Consider the following 22,694-nt stretch of genomic DNA (forward strand, 5'->3'; position numbering starts at 1 on the left):
GAAAAGCCCAAACCCTTCTCTGTTTTCCGCAGCGAAACCCCCTGCTGTGGGCTGAATAAGCCGGCAGCAGGGGGTTTCGCACTCAGATAAAACGGTTAACGGTCTGCGTCAAAATCGTCTTCAACGATTTCAATCAAGGTCGGCCGATTAGGAGCGGCTTGACGCAAAGCCGCTCCCAGCTCGGCCAGATTACTGACTCTGGCGCTCTGGCAGCCGAATCCGCGCGCCAAAGTTTGGAAATCGGGCGTATAGATGTCCACCCCGATTTCGGGCAAGCCTTCCCGGCGCATATAGCGTTTGATTTCGCCATAGCCGTGATTGTTCCACAGCAAAACCACAATGCCGATGCCCGCCTCTACGGCCGACGCCAGCTCGGGCAGGGTAAACTGAATGCCACCGTCGCCGATCAGGCACACCACCGGGCGGTGGGGTGCCGCCAATTTGGCCCCGGAAGCGGCCGGCAAGGCATAACCCAAGGTGCCGTAACCCGTGGAGGCGTTAAACCAAGCACGAGGCGTATCCGGCTCGTACAAATGGTTGCCGGAATAGACGGGCTGGGTAGAGTCGCCCACCACAATCACGCCCGGCAAAGTTTGCCGCACTTGCGCCAAGACGGCAGCCTGCTTCAACCAGGCCGGCGGCCAATACGCCGCCAGCGCTTCGCGGACCGCCGCCGCTCTTTGGGCGCCTTGGCGAGAAATGGGTGCGGCTGCCATCATATCGGCCAAGCGGCTGACGGCATCGGCGGCATCGCCCACTATGGCCAGGTCTGCTAGATGGTTGCGCTGTAGCTGCTCGGCATCGATATCGATGCGGATCAGGCGGCCGCCCAACTGAAAGTTGCCGTCGAACACCACGTCGTAATCGGTTTCGCCCAGCTCGGTGCCGATGGCCAGCACCACATCGGCCTGTGCCGCCAGTTCGCGCACGGCCGGCAGCGACTGGTTGCTGCCCAATTGCAAGGGATGCCCGTTCGGCAATAGGCCTTTGGCATTGATGGTGCAACACACCGGTGCGTCCCAAGCTTCCACCAAGGCCTGTACCCGCGCAGGATCGGCGCGTGCGCAACCGCCGCCCAACAACAGCAGCGGCCGTACGGCATGGCGCATCCATGCACCCGCTTGCGCCAAGGCCTCCTTCGGGGCACAGGGTTTGTCCGGCAATGCCGCAGCCCGCACCGAGGGTTCGCCGAAGGGCGCATCGATGATATCAATCGGAATCTCTATGTGTACCGGCCGGGGACGGCTGCTGTTGAACACCGAAAAAGCGCGGGCCAATACTTTGGGCAGGTCTTGCGGCCGCATGAGGGTATGACTGAAGGCAGCCACACCGGCCACCATCTCACTTTGGTTTTTCAACTCGTGCAGGCGGCCTTCGCCCAAACCCAACTGATGGGTTTTGTTGACGCTCGAAATCACCAGCATCGGCACGGAGTCGGCATACGCCTGCCCCATGGCAGTGAGAATATTGGTCATGCCGGGGCCGGTGATGATGAAACAAACGCCGGGTTTGCCGCTGACGCGGGCATAGCCGTCGGCCATAAAGCCGGCGCCCTGCTCGTGACGGGGCGTGATGTGGCGGATAGTGGTTTGCGGCAAACCCCGATAAAGCGAAACGGTGTGGACGCCGGGAATGCCGAAAACGGTATCGATGCCGTAAGCGGCCAACAGATGAACCAAAGCTTCGCCGCAAGTGGCATGGGGGGGAAGTAAAGACATAGCGTATTCCAGTAGTGGCGGCGCGTCACGCCTTTGCAGGCAGCACACCGCAGTGAAACAAGCGCCGGCGGGGGCGTGTGGTCAGAAAATGTGGCGGCGGTTTTGCACATGCCACAGCTGCCGGGCCGAAAAGACGGCACACGGGCTATTGCCCGCCAATACCGACGTTATGAAAGACCTGAAACAGGCCCAGGGTTTTCAGGTAGCCTGTTCTTTCCGCTGACCCTGGTGATCATGGACGATAAGTATTTTGATGGGTTAAAACGGTGGCGCCCCCTTGCGGCGCACAGCCAAGCCATCACCGTGCGCCGCAAACCAAGCAGCTGGTCTGCGGCGCACAAGGGTACTCAAAACACAACCCAATGCGCCATCAGTACGATGATGGGCAAGGTAATCAGGGTTCGCAGCAGAAAAACGGCAAACAGCTCCAAGATATTCAAGCCCAAGCGCGCTTTGAGTATCAAGGCGCCGACTTCGGTCATGTAAATCACTTGGGTAAGCGACAAACAGGCAATCACAAAGCGAGTCAGTTCACTTTCAATGCCCTTGCCGCTGAGGGGTTGGTTGAACATGGTCAGGCTCCTGAATGTAGAAATGGATAGGCATCAATGGGCCAGGAAAACGGTCTGGCTGCGCGTCCGCCAACGGACTGATCGTCTGAGACCTTTGCAAAACCCCCAGATGTGGATGCAGTTCAAGGCGTAGCAGCGCAGCGAGCGCAGACATATCATGGAGATAGGCAAGCGAGCGAGCAGCACACAACGCAGAAATGCGCCGCAGATGGGGGTTTTGCAAAGGTCTCCACCTGTTCATCACCGTTTTTACCGCCGCCAAGCCCCACTGTCCGCACATGGGCTAAAGCTGAAAGCACTGGCGGCTTGGGCAGCCTCGCTGTCATGCAGGCAGCGGGCAGATGGCAGGTTTTTCTCTCCTGCTGCCCGCAGACAAAAACAAAAATAAAAGTTTTTGGCCGCCGTTTCTATGCCGAATTTCTGATGCCAACATTCGAAATTGAAATGTTTGTACCGAAAGCAGCCGATTCAAACCACGCATGACCACGCAAACCGAACACCAGGTACGGCCCTTGCGGAATATGAATGAGAATGAAATGGGGAAGACAGAACAGCCGAACGGCTGGTGACACCGAGCCGGATAAGACCCGAAAAAAAGATAAGAAAAATAAGCGTTTTTTTGGGAGAGCAGAAACGATTGCTTCAAAATGTGTCGGTAAAAAAAGCTGCCCGAATGTTTTCAGGTAGCCTGAAACCTGGGCAAAACCTTCAGATGCGCAGGCAGCTCAAGGGACGGCAACGCCAAGATCCTTAAGGCGAGAAACCCTGCGGAACAAGATATCATGGGGCATGGACACACCAGGCCGTCATCCGCCGCAAATGGGATTTTGTTAAGGTCTGCGCCTTATAATCTGCCACCAACCTCTGACCGGCGCTATATTCCAATCAACATCCGGCCTTGCCGGGCTAGGGTCTGTTGATATTTGGCTAATGCAGCATTTTTTGAGTGGAAATTTTTGCATATTAGGCTCACTCGAAGAGGGCGGTTTGACACGCTGCGCTAGTCAAACCAGCCAGCGCAGCAAGATTGAACATCTTGCGAGCATTTTGGCCACAGTAGGCGGAGATTGACGCCAAAAATACCGCCATCGTACCAATTGTCAACAGACCCTAGGAAATCGGGGAAATTGTGATGCTCCACACCTTGCTGAAACATGACATCAAAGCACTTCAGGCTTTTGTGGCCATTGTCGAATGCCGCGGGATCAGCGCCGCCCAAGCTCGGCTCAATATGTCCCAGTCGGCCATCAGCACGCATTTGGCGCACTTGGAAAGCAGCTTGGATACCAAGCTGTGTCGCCGGGGACGCAGCGGTTTTGAGCTGACCCGTACCGGAGAACAACTCTATCAAGCCTGCTTGCGCCTATTGCATGCCACCCGCGAATTTCACCATGAAGTGCAGGGAATCCGACGGCGGAACGAACAGTTTTCAGGCACTTTGCGCTTATGCATGGTGGACCATATGCCGGACCGTTTCACTCAGGCGCTCGCAGAAACCATCCGCCAGGCTTACCGCCGCCATCCCGATTTGCGTTTGACCGCCGATGTGCGCTCACCGCAAGAGATGGAAACCGCAGTGGCCTCAAAGCAGACCGACTTGGGGTTTGGCTATTTTGCCCAGCCGCTAAAAAATCTGCGCTACCTGCCGGTGTGGGAAGAAACCCAACACATTTACTGCCACCGTGACCACCCCGCGGCCGGCGAGCCGACACTGACCGTCGGACAATTGGAATCCGATTATGCCTGGGTCAGACGCGGCTACCTGCTCTCGCCTTCGCTTTCGACACTGTCACCGCAACAGATCACGGCCACCGCCTATCACATGGAAGTCACCCTGCTGTTTATCTTGGCCGGCAGCCACATCGGCTTCTTGCCTCAGGATTACGCTGCCCCGTTGGTGGCAGAAGGAACCCTAAAAGCGCTGCTGCCCGCGCAAACGGCTTATCAGGTGGCACACATGGCGGTATTCCGGCCGGAACCTGATCCGCGGGTGGACTGGGTAGTGCAACAACTGTTGGCCGGCTTGGCGGCAGAGTCAGGTTTCCCCCAAACGTAGGGAGTATGCCCTCTGCAAGCGTTGCCACGGTATTTTGGGCCAGAATCCGCATCGGCCGTATCTATCCCGCCAGCCATTTGCTTTTCAGGTAGCCTGAGACCTTGTTCTGGCAACACAGTAGGGTGACGGCAGGCTTGTTCACCATCTTCTATTCTGTTTTCAGACAGGCAGTGGGGTTTCAGGCAAGCTCGGTGCTTGGCTCAGATTCAGGAACCCAGCCCACGTTCATCAATCAGATTAGCCATTTCTTCTATGGAACAGGCCAAATCTTGTCCGCTTTGTGCGGCAACAATCCATCCTTCCCCAATCATAAACAACATATCGGCTTTTTTATCCGACTCAGGCACACCGCAGTTTTGCAAACGTTGACGCAGAATCTGCCTGACTTCGGACTTATGTCGGCTTGATTTTTGATGCGGCATGCTCGCCTTATCGGAATACTCGGCACACGCGTTGATAAACATGCAGCCGTGAAAGTCGGCAGATTGTGTCCAATTGATAATGAAATCGAGATAAGCATAAGCCGTTTGCTGCTCCGCATAACACGCTAATGCATCAATCATATTTTGGATAAATTGCTCGTGCCGGTATTGCAAAACGGCTTCAATCAGACCTTCTTTGCTGCCGAAATGCGCATAAAGTGTCCGTTTGGTCGTATTGGCCTGCGCTGCCAACAACTCTACACCGCAGGCATGAAAGCCTCGACGATAAAACGTTTGATAAGCAGTTTCCAAGATTTTCTGACGGATATCCATGTGAACCCTTGTCTCAATATACCGAACGGTATATTATTGGTATACCAATCGGTGTATTCAATTTAATTGATACGGAGAATCATATGGTCGATAAACCACGCTTTCAAGCAACAGAAAACTGCCCGCCTCGCCTGCCTTGGAAAACCATTGGATTTGCTTGGCTTGGCGCCGTCTTGGCCACAGCAGCTTTCGCGGGTTTGGGAAACACTCTGGTGTTGCCTTTGGTGTTAGGTTCTTTCGGAGCAAGTTGTTTATTGGTATTTGCCTACCCGCAAAGCCCGTTTGCACAGCCTCGAAATGTAATAGGCGGGCATTTTGTCGCCACCTTGACGGGTTTGATACTTATGGGCATTTTCGGTTCTGGCTGGTGGAATATGGCGCTTGCGGTCGGAACAGCTATTGCCTTGATGCTTATTCTGCGCGTTCCGCATCCTCCTGCCGGTTCAAATCCATTGATTGTGATGTTGGGCGGGGTCGGTTGGGATTTTTTATTAACGCCTACATTGTTAGGTTCCCTGATTTTGGTGGCGGTTGCTTTGTTCTATAACAATTGGGGTGAAGGTAGACGCTATCCGACTTACTGGTTTTAGTTTTAATCGCTTGGTTTTAATGATGCCTGTCTGAAAAGTGTTTTCAGACAGGCATTGTTTTTCAGACGGCCTTTCAGGTAGCTTGTTTGGACTGTTTTATGATGGTGCCACTGGTAGGGTGTGGCAAAGCCCGCGCACGCAGATTTGGAGGTTTAGGCAACGCGTGCGTGCAAGTGGCACGCACACTACGCTTGCTAAGGATGCCGGCTGCGTGGGGTACAGGCGGTTGACAGCAGGCGGCGGCTGGTGCGCCAGTCGCCGGCGGGGTAAGTGAGAACGCCGGCATTATTTGTTTCCTGCCAGCGCAGATTGTTCAGGCTGTTGGCGTAGCGGCCGTCTCCTGCAGCATCAACTTGGCCGTCAAGATAGTCGATAAACCGGTCTTTGCCGTTGTGGAAACTCAGGCTGATGCGGGTGGGGCTGAGGTATTTGATGGACACGCGGTAGCCGTTGTCGCAACTGAAGCTGCCGTAGCGGCCGTTCGGATCCGGCTGATAGCCGCCGATGGCAACGCTGTCTAAAGTCAGATTATCCATGGTGATACAACCGCCGAGCAGCAAAGCCGCTGCGGCCAAAGCCGGCCATGAAACAATGCGCATGATTGCACTCCTTTGATTTAACGGTATCGGAACGGGAATTATATAGCAGGCAGCCGGGGCTTTTGCGCCGTTCCGGTTGCCGTAGCCGCCTGTTCTGCCCTGATGGCCGTGCCGGAGCCAAGCCGCTCCAAAACCTTGGCAACGGATTTGCTGCAAAGATTTGCCGAGCAAACGTAGCCCGGATTTCAGACGGCCTTTTCTTTCATCAATACTCTTCGGCGAAGCCTGCAAACGGATCACCGCCCGGCCAGCACAATGCCAAATTTGCGCCGGCAAGTGTACCGTCTATCACTTTCCAGATAAGTTGCAAGGTTTGAATGCCGTCTAGGGCGTGGATTTGGAAATTGATGTCTTTGCCCGCGCCGACGATGCGGTAGGGGCACACCCATTCTTCTTCGTGCAGTTTTTCGGGTTTGCCGATGAAGATGTTCACTTGCTCTTTGGGATTGCCTGCCAACTCAAGCGTACGGTAGGCGATGGCGGTGTCAATGTTCAGTTTTTCGGCCATGATATTTTATTCCTTATTGATTCGGCGGTCTGCAATGTTTTCAGACGGCCTTTCAGCCAACCTATTCACACTGAGGCCGTCTGAAAAACAAAGTTCGCTCTTTCCACAATACCGCCCCAGTCAACAGCAGCAGAATGCCTGTCTGAATCACTTTGCTGTCGGGGTGGGTTTGGAATATCTCGTTGCCGAGATTGGCGGCCAGATGAAACAGCAGCGCCACCATAATACTGCGCCCGCTTTTCAGATACAGCCAGTTCATCAGTAGCACAAACACCACCATGCTGGCGACAAAATTGGCGGTGTAAAGCCAGCCTTGCGCCACCAGTTCGCTGTGGTAATAGCCTTTCACCAAGCCTAGCGGCACATGCCAAAGCGCCCAGTACACGGTGAAAACCAGCGACGCGGCAAACAGGCTGAAGCGCGACAGCAGCGCGTCCGTGCCGTAGGAGTGCCACGCCAGCTCTTCCAGCACCGCCCCGAGCACCAAAGCCAGCCACGGCGAAATCAGCGCCGAAGTAAACGAAGGGCTACCTGAAATATGGAACTGCCCGGCAGAATAGCCGAACAACAGCGACACGCCCTGCGCCAACACCAGCGACAGCGGCGGCAACAGCACCGCCGCCAGCCAATACCGTTTGCGCACGCCGGAAAAACGCAAACGCAACAAAGCATCCGCCCGCAGAGAAGGCTGCCGCCACAACAAAGCCGCGGCCAAACACATCGGCACGAGCAAACCGGCCAACAGCAAGGCCGTGAGCAAACCTTTGTGCCCGCCGTCGGGCTGGTGGCTGAGATACGCCGCTGCAAACCACAACGCCCACGGCAGCAGCAGCGACCCGGCGAAGAAAAACACAGGCCGGTAAACCGCGGGGTTGACGATGTATTGGGTTGGGTTCATCGGTAGTTCCTTGTTGTTTGTGCAGGTATGTTTTTCAGACGGTATCACTTCATGATGCAACCGTATGGTTGGCACCCTTGCGCTCTGTATGATTCAAACTTGCGAGTCTGAGTGGCGGGCAGGGATGCCCGCCCTACTCATGAAGCCTATCCCTAATCAAATATCCACCGGCTGCCAGTTTTTGCTGCCTTTTATCGGTGGCAGGTAGGCCAACCCCATTTGGCATTGCTGCCATAATCTATCGGGGATGCGGTAATGGTCGGCTTTGTCGGGGTCGAGTTCGCACACGATTTCGGCTTCGCGGCCGCTTTCAATCAGCGCGACCAAATCAGGGTTAATCATCACGGTTTTGCCCAGTGCGATGAATTCCGCCCAGCCGGTTTGGTAGGCCGCCAAAATCTGTTCGGCGGTAAACAGGTTGCCTACGCCGATCAGGGGCAGTTTGCCGCCGATGCGTTGGTGTATCTGCTCGATGCGCGTCAAATTTGTATCGGCTCCGCGGCGGGCTTTTTTGTAGAAATCCCACAGCGAAACGTGCAGGTATTGCAGCGGCTTTTGCACCATGGCATCAATCAGCGCAAACGTGTCCTGCATGGTCAGGCCCTTGTCGCCGCCCTCTTCGGGCGAGAAACGGTAGCCGAGAATAAAATCGGGGCGCTTGTGTTGGCGGCGCACGGCATCGATGGCATCGACGATGGTCAGCGAAAAGCGCAGGCGGTTGCCTAGGCTGCCGCCCCATTCGTCGTTGCGGCGGTTGCTTTGGGCAGAAACAAACTGTTGAATCAAATAGCCGTTGGCGCCGTGTATTTCCACACCGTCAAAGCCTGCCTGAAGCGCCAACTCGGCGGCGCGGGCAAAGGCTTCAATCAGCGCGTGAATTTCCGGGGCGGTAAGCGCGCGCGAACCGCTGGCTGCGTCGGCCGACGGCGCCACTTTGTCGGCGCCTGCCAACAAATCGGCCATCGCTTTGCTGCCGCCGTGATGCAGCTGCAAAACGGCTTTTGCGCCTTGCGCGTGGGCAATCTGCGCCACTTCTGCCAAGCTCGGCAAATCTTCCGCGCCGATGGCTTCCGGCTGCCCGCTAAACGCTTTGCCTTCAGGCGACACCAGCGTGGCGGCGGCGATAAACAGGCCGAAGCCTTCAAAGCGGTTTTGCAAAAAACGGCGTTCACCCTCGCTGATGCTGCCGTCTGCGTTGGAAGCCCAATGCGTCATGGGCGCGACCACCAAACGGTTTTTCACGACCACGCCGTTGTTGAGGGTGTAGGGTTGGAAAAGCGGGGCGTATTTCGGGTTCATTGTGTATCACTTTCTTGTGTTTCAGACAGGCATGGTTTTCAGACGGCCTCATTCAAATAATCGCGAATCAGCGCCGCTACTTCCGCCGCATGAGTGTGTGCCACATCGTGCCCGCCATGCGGTATCACTGCCAACTCGGCATTCGGCAATGCCTGCTGCAAAAAACGTCCGACGGCAGGCGGGCTGATGCGGTCATCGCCGCCCCAAATCAGCAGCACGGGCGCTTGAATCTCGGCAAAATCCGGTGACAAATCGCAATCCGCTTCTACAAACCATGTCGGCAGCTGCGGCTGTTCCAACAAATAAGCGCTGCGCCAGTCTTCCGCACCGAAAGCCGATACATCCATGCCGCCGGATGTGGCAACCAGCACCAAACCTCGCACTTGCTCGGGCTGGCACAAAGCCGCCTGCATGGCAATGATGCCGCCCATCGATTGCGCTACCAGCACAGTAGGCTCTTGAATTTTTGCCAATACCCAGTCGCACAAACCAGCAAAATCCTGAACGGCTGGGTGAGGAGGCTGTCCGGCAAATTCAGGATAAGTCTGTACGGTACAGCAGCAATCCGACGGCATCAAATCCGCCACCGGCTGCCAAAATGCCGGATCACCCGACGCGCCGGGTAAAAACAAAATGGATTTGTTTCGGCTATTCACAATTAAATCTTCCTTGCGCTGATCGTTAGGGTAGTTTGCTGATGCGGTTTAATCGGCAGCAGGCTACCTGAAAACAGCCCGATGTTTGCGCCCCGAATGCGGACGGCTTTCAGGTAGCCTGATTTGCTACGCCACCGGCATCTGTTAGGATAAAGGCTCTGAATCATGCATCGCAACCATCAGGGAAAATCATGTCCGGCCCATACTATGCCCCGCGTTACAGCCGCGCCGTCCGCATCCGCTTTGCAGTTGTGTTCAGCCTGATTGGTTGCTGGCTGCATTTTATCTTTTTTCCCGCCTTCCACGATTTCGCCAACCATGCCGACTGCCGCAGCCTGTGGGGCATCCCCGGCTATACCGTGGTGTTCTACGGCAGCACCTTCGGCCCTGTTTTGCCGCTGGTGTTGTTTGCGGCTTGGCTGCTGCCGGACGCTCTGCGCATGCTGCGCAGCAAACAATATCCGCCACCGGGGCGCAAAACCTGGAGGAAAGTCCGCGTGCGGCACGGGTGGCCGGCGCTGTGGCGGGCTTGGCTCGGAATCGCCTTGTTGCCGGCCAGTTTGGGCTTGGTGCTTTATGCCGCAATGGTGGCAGACGATTTGACCGAACGCTACCGTGCCGCCCATCCCAAGGGCGTGGTTTGTGAAAGCGAGCCAGCGCTGCCGTAAAGACAAACCACTGGTTTTTGTGCTGATCTCAGATGAAAGGAGCTTTGTCATGCGTTTACCCGTCGGTTCCGTCATTATTCTGATTTGCGGCTTATGCGCCCTGATTCCCGGCCTGATGACGCTGCTGGGCATGGGCGATTGGATACATGAAGTGCTCAACCAGCCGATTGGCGGCATCGCGCTGCTGATTATCGGCGGCTGTTGCCTGCTGGCCGCTTTGTTTCCGCTGTTCGCCACCTATCTGACCCGTCGCGAACAAGGCAAAGCGCCGTTTGACGAAGCAGACCGCTAATCGGATTCGGAAAGCGTTTGCTTTGTGTGGGTTCGGGCCAGGCCCGCTCCTTTCGGCAGGCTGAGACCTTTGCAAAAACCCTTGATGTGGATGCAGTTCAAGGCGTAGCAGCGCAGCGAGCGTGAACGCCAGGAATCCCCGTGGGACAGACATATCACACGATAGGCAAGTGAGCGAGCAGTACCCATAGGGCATAAACGCACAACGCAGAAATGCGCCGCAGATGGGGTTTTGCCAAGGTCTCAGGCCGTTGCGCCGGCGGTCTTGATCAACAATACCGCTTTCACGGAAATTGTGAACAGGTTCATGCCACTCAAGCGAATCTCCAACCCGCCCCCGGCCGATTCATAGCCGAGCGCTTTGGTTGCGATTGACGCAATCAAGCGGCAGACACGTTTCCAGCCTGACTGCGGAAGGGCTATAATTCGATTATTAAAATTGAAAGAAACAAAATCCGGCGGCCTGCGCCTGATGCCGCCTGTTCATAACCGAAGGGAATGTTTGCCATTATGATTCACCCGTCCAAACACATGTCGCTCAACATCGCCCTGATTCAAGCGCGCGAAGCCTTGATGACCCATTTCCGCCCCCTGCTGAACGAAGTCGGGCTGACCGACCAACAATGGCGGATTCTGCGCTTGCTGGCAGAAAACGGCACCATGGATTTCCAAGATTTGGCCCGTACCGCCTGCATTCTGCGCCCCAGCCTCACCGGCATCCTCACCCGTTTGGAAAAAATGGACTTGGTGATGCGCCTGAAACCCGCCAGCGACCAGCGCCGTGTTTTTCTCAAACTCACTTCCCTAGGCGAACGCACTTATACCGATTTCGTCAACCAAATCGACAAGCACTACGACATCATCGAAACCCTGATGCCGAAAGACAAAATCGACCAGTTACACACCCTGCTGGCCGAATTGGCCACCATCGGCGTTGAAGACGACAAAAAATACGCTGCCGTTGCGAAATCCTGAATCCATGCTGCCAGAACATCCGCCTCATCCCCTGCAAACCGCCTTCCGCGAGGCCATGTCGGCCTGTGCCGCCGGCGTGCACATCATCACCACCAACGGCCAGGCCGGCCGCTACGGCATCACCATGACGGCCGTTACTTCGATCACCGACCAGCCGCCCACCGTGATGCTGTGCATCAACAGCCACGCCCGCATCGTTCCCCTGCTGGAAACCAACGGGCGCTTGTGCATCAATGTCTTGGCCGCAGACCAACAGGATGCGGCCGAACATTTCGCCGGTATCACCCGTCTCACCCCCGAAGAGCGGTTTCTCCACCATATCTGGGCCGAAGGCCCCACCGGACAGCCGCAAGTCACCGGTGCCTTGGCACACATGCACGGCGAAATCGTGCAGCACACCACCGTCGGCACCCACCGCGTCCTGTTTGTGGAGATCGGCCACATCAGCGTACACGACACCGCCGCGCCGGCGCTCACCTATTTCCGCCGCCGCTTCGGCAGCTTGGTTTAATCCCTTGCCGGCGAAAAGCACTGCAATCCGGTTCCAGCAATAAGCAAGCAGCTGGCCGGCGTCAAAAGGCTACCTGAAAGACCATTATGTTGAAACTACGCATTCTCACCGCCCTCGTGCTGCTGCCGCTGATGCTCAGCATGCTGTTCGGCGCCGGCAGCGGCTTATGGGCTGCCTTCAGCGGCCTCATCGCCTTCATTGCCCTTTGGGAATACAGCCGCTTATGCGGCATGGATTCGGGCCTGCAAAAACCTTATCTGGCCGGTACCGCCTTATTCATGTGGTTGGCCCATGCCGGCGGTTGGCAGCTGCCCGCACCGGCATGGTGGGGCGTACTCGGCTTTTGGCTGATGGCCATGCCCTTGTGGCTGAAAAACAAATGGCGGCTGCGCCCGGATTGGAAAGGCATGGCTGCGGGTTGGCTGCTGATGCTGCCGTTTTGGTTTGCCCTCACCGGCCTGCGCCCGAACAGCGAAGACGCCGTCTCCCTGCTGGCGGTAATGATGTTGGTTTGGGTGGCCGATGTGTTTGCCTATGTTTTCGGCAAACTATGGGGCAAAAGAAAACTCGCGCCCACCATCAGCCCCGGCAAAAGCTGGGAGGGCGTGGCCGGCGCCCTGTTTGCCGTAGTCTTATACATGAGCTGGGCGCGTTCGGCGGGCTGGCTGGGCTTTGATATGTCTTGGTTGGGCACCGTGCTGGTAGCCGTTTTGCTCACCGCCACCGGCATCTGTGGCGATTTGTTGGAAAGCTGGCTGAAACGCGCCGCAGGCGTCAAAGACAGCAGCCATCTGCTGCCCGGCCATGGCGGCGTATTCGACCGCGTGGATTCGCTGATTGCGGTACTAAGCGTTTATGCCGCCGTACTCGCGTTATTCGCCTGAATGTGCCCCGCTCCATCAAATAAAGACTTGGTCCTTTACAAAATATCTCCATACCCCCTAAATTGCCGCCCAGCCATTTAGGGGCGTTCCAATGGGCAACTTTTCTAGCAAACCACACCGAGTCAAGACGGCGATACCCGTTGGGTGGAGCAAGACAGCCGCCTCCACCCGGGCTAAGGACACTACTCCTTCTACTGATGCCGCAGGCTATATCGAGAATTGCACACCTCCCCGGCAATGCTCTCTACAGCAGGCATCTGACGCCTTGTCGGCAGAACTGGTGAAGGTAGCACCGTCTTGCAGACAAAGGCGGCGACAGCCAAGCAAACCGGCCATATTTGGCAAGACAGGGGCTGGAAGCGGCCATGCAAAATGCATACCGCGGAGCCGGCCGTTAAACCGAGAACAGAACCGCCGCAACCGCCGTCCGGCGAAAGTGCGCCAGTTGGCGGAACAAAGCTTCGGTATCCTGCAGCGTACATTCCCTTACGCCCGGTCGGCCTATTGGGGTCTGAATTAAGGTACGAATACAAGGCCATCCGAAGGCGATGTGGGTGAACCTGCTGAAAGCGGGCAACAAACCCTAATGTGCCTGTTGCTGCCTAAAAGGTGGCGGATTGCCTGAAAAACAGGGAAATTTAGCCAAAACCAAGGAAAACATCCGAAACCGCAGGCTGCGGTTTCGGATGTGAGGTGAGGATGGGCGGCGCAAAGTTTTCAGCCTAACTGAAATGCTTCAAGGCCTATCGCCATTTCGTGCGGTGGCGGTCTCCGGTCAAAAATCTACGTCTGCCGTATTGTTCCTGCTTGCAAGGTGACCAACCCTGCAAGCATTTCCGTTTGGTATCCACGGTTGTAACCGGGAAAAACCGCATCTCAAACCACATCGCAGCACGGCCAACCGCCCCCGGACGTGTCGTCATCATGCTTGCGTAGCGGTTTTTTAGCTTCGCAAGTCCGCTACGCTACCGAGGCAAAATCTGCAGCTGCCAGGCTCACTCCAAGAGGGCGGTTTGACACGCTGCGCCAGTCAAACCAGCCAGCGCAGCCAGATGGACATCTTGCCAGCATGTTCTGCGTCCCCTTGGGGGATAAGGCCGCAGATGCGGGTTTTGAGCAACAATACCGCCGCAACGCTCGGTGACGGCATGCCCTAAAGTTTCAACTACTGTGCAATAGGGATATTGTCTCCGTTTGGAACGTCGGCGGCGGTTTCTGCTGCTGCGGATGGTTCGGCTAGGTCGAGGCGCACGGAAAAGGTGCTGCCCACGCCGACGGTGCTGTCGATTTCCAGCCGGGTGTTGTGTTCGGCCAAAGCGTGTTTGGTGATGGCCAGTCCGAGGCCGGTGCCGCCGCTTTGGCGGCTGCGGCCGGGATCGACGCGGTAGAAGCGTTCGGTGAGGCGCGGCAGGTGTTCGGGCGCGATGCCGGGGCCGCTGTCGCAAATGCTGAAACGGGCCTGCGGCGGCAGGGTGCCGCCCTCCGCCGCCAAAACAATCTGGATGCGGCCGCCGGCGGGCGTGTAGCGCACGGCATTGAAGGCCAGGTTGCTCAGGGCGCTGTAGAGGTCTGCCTGTATGCCCTGCATGATGAGGCCGGGCGCAATGTCGGCTTCGATGGCGTGCTGCCCCTGCGACAGGGCGCGGGCTGCTTCGGCTACCTGAAAACAGAGGGCGGACAGATCCAGCGGCCGGTATTCGGCGCTGTCGGCGGTGCGGCTTTCCAGCCGCGAGAGGGTGAGCAGGTCGGCCAGAAGGTGGAGCATGCGCTCGCCCTCTTTGCGCATCAGGGCGATGAATGTCTGCTGCTGTTCGCGCGGCAAATCGGGCATGTCGGCCAAGGTTTCGAGAAAGCCGTTGATGACGGTGAGCGGGGTGCGCAGTTCGTGCGACACATTGGCCACGAAGGCGGTGCGGGTGGCATTGAGCTGTTCGGCGGCGCTGATGTCTTGGCTGATGAGCAGGTCGGCGCCGTTTTCAAACGGGGTGCGGGTGAGCGCGAGGGTGCGCGGGCGTTGGCGGGCGTCAGGCAGGGAGAGTTTGAGCGGCCGGCTCTCTTCGGCCGGGGCATTCAGGAAGCGGTGGAATTCGGGGGCGCGGATCAGGTTGCCGAGTATGCCGCCGCGGTCGCTCTCTTGCAGATTGAGGTGCTCGGCGGCGAGGCGGTTCATCCATTCGATGCGGCCGTCGCGATCCAGAATCATCACGCCGTTGGGCATGGTTTCGGCGGCGCGGTTGAAGCGCTGCAGGGCGGAGGCCAGCTGCTGTTTGCGCTTTTTGCGGCTTTTGGCCTGCGCCAGCAGGGTGTCGAACACATCCTGCCAGATGCCGCGACCTTCGGGAATCCGCCGCAGTTTGGGGCTGGCCAGCCAGCGGCGCAGCTTTTGCAGATACAGCAGATGCCGCCACAACCACACGGCCAACACCAGCGCGAGGGCGGCAAACAGGCCGGTGAGGCCGCCCGCCACCCAGCCCACGCCGGCGGCGGTGAGCAGGGTGAGGAGCAAATCGGCCAGATGGCTGCGCAAGGGGGTCATGGCGGCGCTTCAGGTAGCCTGAGAGGCTCAGGCATCGGTGGCGGAGAAGCGGTAGCCGCTGCCGCGCACGGTCTGCACCCAACCGTCGCAACCGCCCGGCTCGAGACTGAGGCGCAGGCGGCGGATGTGCACGTCCACCGTGCGCTCTTCCAAAAACACATGGTCGCCCCACACCCAGTCCAAGAGCTGGCGGCGGCTGTACACGCGGTCGGGATGGGTCATGAAAAAATGCAGCAGGCGGAATTCGGTGGGGCCGAAAGGCAGGGTTTCGCCACGGGCGGACACGCGCTGTTCGGCGGGGTCGAGCAGCAAATGGCCGACCCGTATCTGCTCCTGCGTTTTTTGCGGTGCGCGGCGGCGCAGGAGGGCGTTGATGCGGGCCACCAGCTCGCGGGGGGAAAACGGTTTGGTGATGTAGTCGTCCGCCCCTTGGTTCAAGCCCAGCTCTTTGTCGGCTTCTTCGCCGCGGGCGGTGAGCAGAATCAGCGGCAGCTCGCGGCTGCGGGGGTCGCGGCGCAGCTGTTTGGCAAAATCGACGCCGGAGAGCCCGGGCAGCATCCAATCCAGCAACACCACATCGGGCAATTCTTCGGCAATCAGGGGCTTGGCGGCTTCCACGCTCTCCACGCAGCTGACGCGAAAACCGGCCTGCTCCAGCGTGAAGCGGATCAGGGCGGTGATGGCGGCTTCGTCTTCAACCAACAGGATATGGGCTTGCGGCATGATGGCTCCTCCAACAGGGCAGGCGGCAGTTTAACCGAACTTGCCGGTGATGTAATCTTCGGTGGCTTGGCGCTGCGGTTTGGTAAACACCTGCTTGGTGTCGCCCACTTCGACCAATTCGCCCAGATACATATAGGCGGTGAAGTCCGATACGCGGGCGGCCTGCTGCATATTGTGGGTAACGATGGCGATGGTGTAGTCGTTTTTCAGCTCGCTCACCAATTCTTCGATGTGGGCGGTGGAAATCGGATCCAGCGCGGAAGTGGGCTCGTCCAACAGCAGCACTTCAGGTTTGCAGGCCACGGCTCGGGCAATGCACAGGCGCTGCTGCTGGCCGCCGGAGAGCGAATGGCCCGACTGTTTGAGCTTGTCTTTCACTTCGCCCCACAGCGCGGCCTTTTTTAGTGCCCACTCCACGCGGTCGTCCAAATCGCTTTTGCCGAGTTTTTCGTAGAGTTTTACGCCGAAGGTAACGTTGTCGTAAATGCTCATCGGAAAGGGCGTCGGTTTTTGGAACACCATGCCCACCTTGGCGCGCAGCAGGTTGAGGTCCACGTTTTTATCGAGAATGTTTTGCCCGTCGAGCAGCAATTCGCCTTCGGCCTTCATATCGGGATAAAGGTCGTACATGCGGTTGAAGGTGCGCAGCAGGGTGGATTTGCCGCAGCCGGAAGGGCCGATAAAGGCGGTGACCCGGTTGGCGGGAATATCCAAACAAATATTTTTCAGCGCGTGAAAGCGGCCGTAGTGGAAATGGAAGTGGCGGACGCTGATTTTGGGCGTGGACATAAAAATCTTTCCTCGAAACGGTTTTCAGGTAGCCTCAGGCGGCCGGCCTGCACAGGGTTTAGTGTTTGTTGCGCGCCAGCACACGGGCGGCGATATTGGCGGCCAACACCGTGAGCGCAATCAGCAGGGCGGCGGCCCAGGCCAAGCTGTGCCAGTCTTCGTAGGGCGACATGGCAAACTGGTAGATCACATTGGGCAGATTGGCCATCGGCTGGTTCATGTCGGTGCTGAAAAACTGGTTGTTCAGCGCGGTAAACAGCAGCGGCGCGGTTTCGCCGGAAATGCGGGCGAAGGCCAGCAGCACGCCGGTGAGCACGCCGGCTTTGGCCGCACGCAGGGTGACCATGCTCACCAGCTTCCATTTCGGCGTGCCCAAGGCATAGGCCGCTTCGCGCAGGCTGTCGGGCACCAGCCGCAACATGTTTTCGGTGGTGCGCACCACCACCGGCACCACCAGCAGCGAAAGCGCCAGCGCGCCGGCCCAGCCGGAAAAATGCCCCTGCTGCACCACCACCAGCCCGTACACAAACAGGCCGATCACAATCGAGGGTGCGGAGAGCAGGATGTCGTTCATAAAACGGGTGGCGGCGGCCAGCTTGCTGCGGCGGCCGAATTCGGCCAGAAAAATGCCGCACAAAATGCCCACCGGCGTGCCGATGAACAGGCCGAACAGGGTAATCAGCAGGCTGCCCCAAATGGCGTTGCGCAGGCCGCCTGCCATGCCCGGCGGCGGCGTATCCAAGCGGAAAACCTCCGTGCCCAAGCCGCTGAAACCTTGGTAAAACAGGGTGTGGAAAATCCAGCCCAGCCAAAACAAGCCGAAGGCCATGGTCAGCCAGGCCATGCTCAAATGAAAACGGTTGAACAGGCGACGGCGGCGGTAAACGGAGTTGCTGAAGGTTTTTTGCATCGGGTTATCCTTGTTTCGGGCAGGCGGCTTTCAGGTAGCCTGAGACCTTTGCAAAACCTCCAGATGTGGATGCAGTTCAAGGCGTAGCAGCGCAGCGAACGTGAACGTCAGGAATCCCTGTGGGACAGACCTATCATCTAGATAGGCAAGTGAGCGAGCAGCGCACAACGCAGAAATGCGCCGCAGATGGGGGTTTTGCAAAGGTCTCAGCCTCAATGCCGCCGCCCTTCGTTGCGCTGCATCCGCAGCAGCATCAGTTTGGCAATACACAGCACCACAAAGGTAATCACAAACAGAATCAGACCCAGATACAGCAGCGAAGACAGGTGCAGCGGATCCACCGCTTCGGCAAATTCGTTGGCCAGCGCCGAGGTAATCGACACCCCCGAGTGGTAGAGGCTGGGGCTGATGTTGAAGGTGTTGCCGATCACAAAGGTCACCGCCATGGTTTCGCCCAAGGCGCGCCCCAAGCCGAGAATGATGCCGCCCACCACGCCGGTTTTGGTGTAGGGCAGCACCACATGGCGCACCACTTCCCATTTGGTGCTGCCCAGGCCGTAGGCGGACTCCTTCAGCATCACCGGCGTGATTTCAAACACATCGCGCATCACCGAAGCGATAAACGGGATGATCATGACCGCCAGAATCAGGCCGGCGGCAAACAAGCCGATGCCCATCGGCGCGCCCTGAAACAGCACCCCCGCCAGCGGCAGGCGGCCGAAGGTTTGGATAAAAAACGGCTGGATGTATTCGGAAAACACCGGCGCAAACACAAACAGGCCCCACATGCCGTAAATAATCGACGGAATCCCCGCCAGCAATTCCACGCAGATGCCCAAGGGCCGCCGCAGCCACAGCGGGCACAATTCGGTGAGGAACACCGCGATGCCGAAGCTCACCGGCACCGCAATCAAGAGCGCAATCGCCGAGGTGGCCAGCGTGCCGTACACCGGCGCCAAGGCGCCGTAGCTGCCCTGCACCGTGTCCCAATCGGAAGAGGTGAAAAAACCCAGGCCGAAGGTGCGCATGCTCGGCAGCGCGCCCAGCACCAGCGAAATCAGAATCCCGCCCAAGCTGGCCAGCACCAGCAGCGCAAACAGCCGCGTGGTGCCGACAAACAACCGGTCGTACAGGCCTTGCTGCCTGAGTCTGTCGGATTGCAGGGTGTCCATGAGAAAGCCGCCTTTCGTGAAACGGTTACGCAGCCGGGGCTGCAGAGAAGACGGCGGCAGTGTAGGCAACAATTGTTGCAGCAGCATGACAAAGCGGGAAAACAGATTCCCGCCGCTGCCAAGCCAAACAAACAGGCTACCTGAAAGCCTTCAGGTAGCCTGTTGTCGGTTTGGTTGGTGGTGGCGGCTTTACTGGGGCGCGCCGACGGTCACGGTATTCAGTTTCTCCGCCTGCAGGCGCCGCTGCCAAGCCTGCCTGATGTCTTCGGTGCTGACGGCGGCCACGGCGGCGGGATAGCGGGTGAGGAAATCGTCGGGCAGATTGCCGAAGCCGATTTGAATCAGATAGCCGGTCAGCTCGGCGTTGGTGTCGAAACGCAGGGGGAAGCTGCCCACCAGATTGGCTTTGGCCTGCGCCAGCTCGGCCTCGGTGGGGCCTTGGGCGATGAAATCGGCCAATACCTGACGGGTAGCGGCCAAGGCGGCTTGGGCATTGGCTTTCTCGGTGGCGAAGCTGATGCTGAAGGGGCCGGGCTGGCGCATCGGCGCGAGGTCGGAAGACACGCCGTAGGTGTAGCCGTGGCGGTCGCGCAGGGTCTGCATCAGGCGGCTGTCGAAACCGCCGCCGCCGAGGATGTAGTTGCCCACCAGCAGCGGGTAGTAGTCAGGGTCGTTGTGGCGGATCAGCGGCAGGGTGAGGCGGATGTGGGTTTGGCTTTCGGGGTGGGGCAGATGGCGCTGGCCGCCGCTGCGCTCGGTCGGCGCGGGTACGGCGGGCAGGGCGGTGCCTACCGGCAGATCGCGGGTGAGCTGCGCCACAATGGCTTCGGCGCGACTGCGGTCGAGATCGCCGACCATCGCGATGACTGCATTGCGGCGGGTGAAGTGGCGACGGTGGAAAGTGCGCATATCGGCCACGCTGACGGCGCGGATGCTGCGCTCGCTGCTGCGGGCGGCGAAGCCGTAGGGATGGGCGCCGTAGTTCAGCTCGGCGGCGGCGCGCTGGCTCAGATACTCGGGGCGGGTGAGGTTTTGCTTCAACGAGGCCACGGCACGGTCTTGCTCGCGGCGCAACACGGCAGGGTCGAAGCGCGGTTCCACCAGAATATCGCGCATCAGGGCCACGGCGGGCGCCAGCACTTCGGGCTTGGACAGGCTGCGCAGGGCCACGCCTGCACGCTCGGTGCCGCCGTAGCTGCCGAGGCTGACGGCCAAATCGCTGCCGCGCTCGTGCAGGGCTTCTTCGTCGAGACGGCGGGTGCCGGCGTCCATCAGGGCGGCGGTGAAACCGGCCACGCCGATTTTGTCGGCACGGTCGCGCGCACTGCCGGCGTCGAAGGCAATATGGATGTCCACAATCGGGTTGTCGTGCCGTTCCACCAACAGCACGCGGGTGCCGTCGGCGGTTTGCCAGCGCTGGATGGGGACGGATTCCGCCGCCGCGGCCAACGGCAACAGGGCGGCAAACAATAAGGGAAACAGTTTCTGCATCATGATTCCTGGTAACAATGGCTTTCAGGTAGCCCGAACGTGCCCACTATAGCGGGGAACACGGTATTCGGACAAGGCGCAGGCCCCGCCGAAGGGCAGAGCCTGCTGGTACGCCGACCGAATGTCAGCTTGCGGGCGGCGGGGCGGCGGATTGGTCGCGCTGTTGTTCCTGCTCCTGCTGTTCGCGGATTTCGGCGTATTCGGCCTGCTGCGCCAACACCGAGCCTTCGGGCGCCTGCGAGGTGCGGCCCTTCTCCCACGGCGCATTGTCGGGCACTTCTTCGATGTGGATGGTGTGCAGGGAATAATCCGGCTGGTAATGCAGGTCGTACTGGGCGGCTTTGATCAGCGACAACATCAACAGCACCATGATCACCAAGAGCGGCGCACCGGCAAAAATAGACGCGGTCTGCAGAGTGGAAAGGCCGCCGAGAAACATCAGCGCGGCCGGCATCAGGCAGAGCGCAAAGGCCCAAAACAGGCGGTTCCAGCGGTGCGGCTCGCCGTCCACTTCGCGCTGCACCACCGAGGCCAGAATATAGGAAATGCTGTCGAACGTGGTGGCGGTGAAAATCACGGCCAGCACCACAAACACGGCAATCGCCAATTTGGCCATCGGCAGGGTGTGCAGCACGGCATAAATGGCGGCCGTGGCGCCCTGTTCGTTCAATACCGCCACCACGTCATGGCTACCTGAAAGCTGCAGCCACAGGCCGTAGTTGCCCAAAATAATGAAGAACACGGCACAGCCGAGCGAACCGAAAAAGAGGGCACCGAACACCATTTGCTTGATGGTGCGGCCTTTGGAAATTTTGGCGATAAACAAACCCATGGTCGGCGCAAACACCAGCCACCACGCCCAGTAGAACACCGTCCAATCGCGCGGGAAATTGGTTTTGCGGAAACCGTGCTCGTCAAAATCACCAAACGGCTCCAGCCAGGTCATCATATCCGGCAGGTGACTGAGTGAGCGGCCCAGCGATTCCAAGCCCACATTCAGAATAAACACGGTCGGCCCGGCCAGCAGAATAAAAGCCAAAAAAGCCAGCGCCAGATAGAAATTGAAATTCGACAGCATCTGGATGCCGCCGCGCATGCCTTGATAAGCGCTGTAAGCGAAAATCAGCGTGGTCACCAGCAACACCGCCAACTGCATCCAAATATTATTGGGCGTGCCCACAAGGGCAGTGAGGCCGTCGGTAATCAGCGGGGAAGCCAAACCCAGCGTGGTGGCACCGCCGCCGATCATGCCGAACACGAAAAAGATGTCCACCAGCTTGCCCCAGTTGCTTTTCGCCCATTTCTCGCCGATTAAGGGCATCAGGCTCTGGCTCACTTTCAATACCGGCGAATTGCGCACGTGGGCAAAATAAGCAATCGGAATCGCCGGCACCAGATAAATCGACCACGCCACCGGCCCCCAGTGGAACAGGCCGTAGGTAGAAGCCCAGCGCACCGCCTGCGGCGATCCGGCCTCCAAGCCAAACGGCGGCGACTGGTAGTAATACATCCACTCCACAATGCCCCAGTACAAAATGCTGGCGCCGATGCCGCCGCAAAACATCATCGCCGCCCACGAGCCGGTTTTGAACTCGATGTCGTCAGCGGGCTTGCCCAGCTTGATGTTGCCGATGTCGGAAAACGCGATGTAGAGCACAAACAGCACCGCCAGCACGCCGAAAGCCAGGTAGGCCACACCGAAATTGTCGGTCACAAAGCTTTTGGCCGCCGCTACCCAAGCCGCGCCCTGTTCGGGAAACACCAGAAGCGGCAGGGTGACGCCGAGCAGAATCAGCAGCACGCCGAAAAAGGTGAATGTGTCGATGCGGGTATCGGCCTGCTCGGACCGGCCGTGCGGATAGAAATTGCCGTCGGTATTGAAGGTGCCCAAATGGGCGGCCTGCGGGCGCTTGGGGCCCTGAATCGGGCGGTCGGAAGCATGATGAGACATACCGGTTTGAGGTTTCCTTTCGTGGCTGAAATCGGACAGGCGCCGAGAAGCGTCTGAACAAAAAAGAGGCAAATTATAGCATAATTTAATTATTTATAAAATTTGATAAAAATAAGCTATTAAATTTGCCCGCGACCGCCGT

At 58.3% G+C, this 22,694-nt stretch carries 23 protein-coding genes and 1 pseudogene; 7 read left to right on the forward strand and 17 right to left on the reverse strand.

The genetic code is table 11. The features are described 5' to 3' along the window. Positions 1 to 95 precede the first annotated feature (95 nt). The 3 genes and pseudogenes from HMPREF9371_RS10345 to HMPREF9371_RS13960 all read right to left on the reverse strand — a co-directional run. Entirely contained in the window at positions 96 to 1,718 is a 1,623-nt protein-coding gene (locus HMPREF9371_RS10345) for a 5-guanidino-2-oxopentanoate decarboxylase (RefSeq protein WP_009120088.1), read from the reverse strand. Positions 1,719 to 2,065: 347 nt separating this feature from the next. After that, complete coding sequence (locus tag HMPREF9371_RS10350; protein ID WP_009120090.1) at positions 2,066 to 2,290, reverse strand: hypothetical protein; 225 nt, start codon at positions 2,288 to 2,290, stop codon at positions 2,066 to 2,068. An 85-nt stretch (positions 2,291 to 2,375) separates the two neighbouring features. Continuing rightward, positions 2,376 to 2,531, reverse strand: a pseudogene (locus HMPREF9371_RS13960) (lipoprotein signal peptidase); the annotation flags it as partial. Between the two features lie 891 nt (positions 2,532 to 3,422). On the opposite strand from HMPREF9371_RS13960, the gene HMPREF9371_RS10355 reads away from it, so the two are divergent. Further along, a complete protein-coding gene (locus tag HMPREF9371_RS10355) occupies positions 3,423 to 4,346 on the forward strand; it encodes a LysR family transcriptional regulator (protein ID WP_009120093.1) in 924 nt (307 codons plus the stop codon). Between the two features lie 206 nt (positions 4,347 to 4,552). Here HMPREF9371_RS10355 and HMPREF9371_RS10360 read toward each other — a convergent pair whose 3' ends face one another. Beyond that, positions 4,553 to 5,101, reverse strand: a complete 549-nt coding sequence (locus tag HMPREF9371_RS10360; protein WP_009120094.1) for a TetR/AcrR family transcriptional regulator — start codon at positions 5,099 to 5,101, stop codon at positions 4,553 to 4,555. Positions 5,102 to 5,109: 8 nt separating this feature from the next. On the opposite strand from HMPREF9371_RS10360, the gene HMPREF9371_RS12290 reads away from it, so the two are divergent. Next, the gene (locus HMPREF9371_RS12290; protein WP_232203100.1) at positions 5,110 to 5,691 is read left to right on the forward strand and encodes an HPP family protein; all 582 of its coding nucleotides are present in this window, start codon (positions 5,110 to 5,112) and stop codon (positions 5,689 to 5,691) included. Positions 5,692 to 5,885: 194 nt separating this feature from the next. Here the strand turns inward: HMPREF9371_RS12290 and HMPREF9371_RS10365 are convergent, their stop codons facing one another. The 5 genes from HMPREF9371_RS10365 to HMPREF9371_RS10385 form a co-directional block, all read right to left on the reverse strand. After that, the gene (locus HMPREF9371_RS10365; protein WP_009120096.1) at positions 5,886 to 6,290 is read right to left on the reverse strand and encodes a hypothetical protein; all 405 of its coding nucleotides are present in this window, start codon (positions 6,288 to 6,290) and stop codon (positions 5,886 to 5,888) included. 205 nt (positions 6,291 to 6,495) lie between these two features. Further along, positions 6,496 to 6,798, reverse strand: a complete 303-nt coding sequence (locus HMPREF9371_RS10370) for a DUF6968 family protein (protein WP_009120097.1) — start codon at positions 6,796 to 6,798, stop codon at positions 6,496 to 6,498. Positions 6,799 to 6,859: 61 nt separating this feature from the next. Beyond that, the gene (locus HMPREF9371_RS10375; protein WP_009120098.1) at positions 6,860 to 7,696 is read right to left on the reverse strand and encodes a CPBP family intramembrane glutamic endopeptidase; all 837 of its coding nucleotides are present in this window, start codon (positions 7,694 to 7,696) and stop codon (positions 6,860 to 6,862) included. Positions 7,697 to 7,852: 156 nt separating this feature from the next. Next, on the reverse strand, positions 7,853 to 8,995 hold the full coding sequence (locus HMPREF9371_RS10380; RefSeq protein ID WP_009120099.1) for an NADH-dependent flavin oxidoreductase: 1,143 nt from the start codon (positions 8,993 to 8,995) through the stop codon (positions 7,853 to 7,855). A gap of 38 nt (positions 8,996 to 9,033) precedes the next feature. After that, complete coding sequence (locus HMPREF9371_RS10385) at positions 9,034 to 9,651, reverse strand: alpha/beta fold hydrolase (protein WP_009120100.1); 618 nt, start codon at positions 9,649 to 9,651, stop codon at positions 9,034 to 9,036. 191 nt (positions 9,652 to 9,842) lie between these two features. Here HMPREF9371_RS10385 and HMPREF9371_RS10390 point away from each other — a divergent pair, with 191 nt between their 5' ends. The 5 genes from HMPREF9371_RS10390 (at position 9,843) to HMPREF9371_RS10410 (ending at position 12,980) form a co-directional block, all read left to right on the forward strand. Continuing rightward, positions 9,843 to 10,319 carry a hypothetical protein gene (locus tag HMPREF9371_RS10390; RefSeq protein ID WP_009120102.1) on the forward strand — a complete coding sequence of 159 codons (477 nt, stop codon included), beginning with the start codon at positions 9,843 to 9,845 and terminating at the stop codon, positions 10,317 to 10,319. Positions 10,320 to 10,368: 49 nt separating this feature from the next. Continuing rightward, on the forward strand, positions 10,369 to 10,611 hold the full coding sequence (locus HMPREF9371_RS12670) for a hypothetical protein (RefSeq protein ID WP_009120103.1): 243 nt from the start codon (positions 10,369 to 10,371) through the stop codon (positions 10,609 to 10,611). Positions 10,612 to 11,120: 509 nt separating this feature from the next. After that, positions 11,121 to 11,585, forward strand: a complete 465-nt coding sequence (gene hpaR / locus HMPREF9371_RS10400) for a homoprotocatechuate degradation operon regulator HpaR (RefSeq protein ID WP_040661132.1) — start codon at positions 11,121 to 11,123, stop codon at positions 11,583 to 11,585. Positions 11,586 to 11,589: 4 nt separating this feature from the next. After that, positions 11,590 to 12,096, forward strand: coding sequence for a 4-hydroxyphenylacetate 3-monooxygenase, reductase component (gene hpaC, locus HMPREF9371_RS10405; protein WP_009120107.1), 507 nt, complete (start codon positions 11,590 to 11,592; stop codon positions 12,094 to 12,096). Between the two features lie 86 nt (positions 12,097 to 12,182). Further along, a complete protein-coding gene (locus HMPREF9371_RS10410; protein ID WP_009120108.1) occupies positions 12,183 to 12,980 on the forward strand; it encodes a phosphatidate cytidylyltransferase in 798 nt (265 codons plus the stop codon). Between the two features lie 1,165 nt (positions 12,981 to 14,145). Here HMPREF9371_RS10410 and phoR read toward each other — a convergent pair. The 8 genes from phoR to HMPREF9371_RS10445 form a co-directional block, all read right to left on the reverse strand. Continuing rightward, the gene (phoR, locus tag HMPREF9371_RS10415) at positions 14,146 to 15,516 is read right to left on the reverse strand and encodes a phosphate regulon sensor histidine kinase PhoR (protein WP_009120111.1); all 1,371 of its coding nucleotides are present in this window, start codon (positions 15,514 to 15,516) and stop codon (positions 14,146 to 14,148) included. Positions 15,517 to 15,543: 27 nt separating this feature from the next. Next, the gene (gene phoB, locus HMPREF9371_RS10420) at positions 15,544 to 16,239 is read right to left on the reverse strand and encodes a phosphate regulon transcriptional regulator PhoB (RefSeq protein WP_009120112.1); all 696 of its coding nucleotides are present in this window, start codon (positions 16,237 to 16,239) and stop codon (positions 15,544 to 15,546) included. 30 nt (positions 16,240 to 16,269) lie between these two features. After that, positions 16,270 to 17,028 (reverse strand): phosphate ABC transporter ATP-binding protein PstB, encoded by a 759-nt coding sequence (pstB, locus tag HMPREF9371_RS10425; protein WP_009120113.1) that lies wholly within the window; start codon positions 17,026 to 17,028, stop codon positions 16,270 to 16,272. A 58-nt stretch (positions 17,029 to 17,086) separates the two neighbouring features. Next, positions 17,087 to 17,938, reverse strand: a complete 852-nt coding sequence (pstA, locus tag HMPREF9371_RS10430; RefSeq protein ID WP_009120114.1) for a phosphate ABC transporter permease PstA — start codon at positions 17,936 to 17,938, stop codon at positions 17,087 to 17,089. Between the two features lie 30 nt (positions 17,939 to 17,968). Further along, the gene (locus HMPREF9371_RS13965) at positions 17,969 to 18,139 is read right to left on the reverse strand and encodes a lipoprotein signal peptidase (protein WP_332247811.1); all 171 of its coding nucleotides are present in this window, start codon (positions 18,137 to 18,139) and stop codon (positions 17,969 to 17,971) included. Between the two features lie 11 nt (positions 18,140 to 18,150). Then, positions 18,151 to 19,110 (reverse strand): phosphate ABC transporter permease subunit PstC, encoded by a 960-nt coding sequence (pstC, locus tag HMPREF9371_RS10435; RefSeq protein ID WP_040661136.1) that lies wholly within the window; start codon positions 19,108 to 19,110, stop codon positions 18,151 to 18,153. A 189-nt stretch (positions 19,111 to 19,299) separates the two neighbouring features. After that, on the reverse strand, positions 19,300 to 20,604 hold the full coding sequence (locus HMPREF9371_RS10440) for a M16 family metallopeptidase (protein ID WP_009120116.1): 1,305 nt from the start codon (positions 20,602 to 20,604) through the stop codon (positions 19,300 to 19,302). A gap of 121 nt (positions 20,605 to 20,725) precedes the next feature. Next, positions 20,726 to 22,552: a BCCT family transporter gene (locus tag HMPREF9371_RS10445; protein ID WP_009120117.1), complete on the reverse strand. Its 1,827-nt coding sequence runs from the start codon at positions 22,550 to 22,552 to the stop codon at positions 20,726 to 20,728. Positions 22,553 to 22,694: the final 142 nt, after the last annotated feature.

Origin of the sequence: Neisseria shayeganii 871, assembly GCF_000226875.1 — a bacterium.
In the GTDB taxonomy this organism is placed as follows: Bacteria; Pseudomonadota; Gammaproteobacteria; order Burkholderiales; family Neisseriaceae; genus Eikenella; species Eikenella shayeganii.